A 1,597-nucleotide genomic window follows, 5' to 3' on the forward strand; every position below is an offset into this window, starting at 1 on the left:
ATTTTGTGATAAAATGACTTACAAGTTAAAAAATATTTTGAAATTCTTTCAAACAAATTTGGGAACCTTTATAAAATTCTTCGCTTAACGCTTAGAATTTTTCCCAAGTATTTTGAAAAGCGCGGCAAAAGTTTTTTTAAACTTTAAGTAATTTTTCGCAAAACTTATGAAAATCACCGCGAGCCCAGATTAGTACTGGTATAGCAATATAATCACAATAATAATCATTCTAAACAATCTCCTTTCTAAAACAAACATATAAAAATGCTTGACTTGCATATATATATATATATATATAATGTCAATAGATCTTGATAAAAAGTTTCAAGATGAAAGAAAGGAAATTATAAAAAATGAAAAAACTTTTAAGTTTATTAAGTGTATTAACAATTAGTGGAACCGCTGTACCAACAACAATTGCCGCTAGCCCTTATCAAAAAGAAGAAACTAAATTAGAAAATAATTATATTCCAATGACAAATAGTTTAGAAAATTTAAAAAGAAATAAAAGAAATAATGAATTTAGAAATATTAATGTTTTAGAAGAAGGTTGAAAATATTGATTTTTTGGAGGATTAGAAACAAAAATTGTTCAAACAAATGATAGTATTGATTATTTACCTGTTTTTCTAAATAATAAAATTTATTTTGTATCAAGAGATTTTAATATTTATGAATATGATTTAGAATCAGGATTACAAAGAAAAATTATTAATAATAATAGAGTTATTTTTCAAATATTTATTTTAAATAGTAAAATTTATATTATTAAATATAGAGGCGCTTATGAATATGACCCAATAACAAAAAAAGAAAAAGAATTGTTTAATTTTGATGGAAGTAGTGATACAGATTTAATATTAAAAAATAATAAATTTTATATAATTTCTAGAAACCAAGATTTTTATTATAAAATTCATCAATATGATATAACAAATAAAATATATAAAAAAATTATTATAAAAAATTCAGGTTATTTTTATGTTTTGACCACAAAAACAAAAGATAAAATCTTTTTGTTTTCAAGTAAAATAATATATGAATATGATTTAGAATCAGAATTAGAAAGAATTATTAATCATTCTTTAGACCCCCTAATGAGTGGAATTAAGCTATATTTAAATAATAAAATTTATTTTAATAAATTTAATAAATCAAATGAAGTTTATGAATATGATTTAAAAACAAACCAAGAAAAATTATTACTACAATTAGATAGTAATCATATCGAATCTAAATTTTTATTAAATAATAAAATTTATGTTGGAACACTTGACTGACAAGGTGATCAAATTCATAGAATTTATGAATATGATCCAATAACAAAACAACAAAATAAAATACTTGAAATTCCTGAAGGTTGAAATTTTCAAAGTGTTAATAATAAATTTTATTTTAATTTAGAAAAACCAGAAGAAATTTATGAGTATGATCCAATAACAAAACAACAAAATAAAATTTTTATAACAGAAGATAAAAATAAATATAATAAAAAAATATTTTTATTTAAAGAAAAAATTTATTATACATCAACTAATCATAATAAAGTTTATGAATATGATCCAATAACAAAACAACAAAAAACAATTATTAATAW

At 19.9% G+C, this 1,597-nt stretch carries 1 pseudogene; it reads left to right on the forward strand.

The window, feature by feature from the left end:
• Positions 1-353: 353 nt before the first annotated feature.
• Positions 354-1,597, forward strand: a pseudogene (locus tag EHV01_RS05405) (hypothetical protein); the annotation flags it as partial.

It is taken from the genome of Spiroplasma sp. hy2 (genome assembly GCF_044714365.1).
Taxonomy (GTDB): domain Bacteria; phylum Bacillota_I; class Bacilli_A; order Mycoplasmatales; family Mycoplasmataceae; genus Spiroplasma; species Spiroplasma phoeniceum.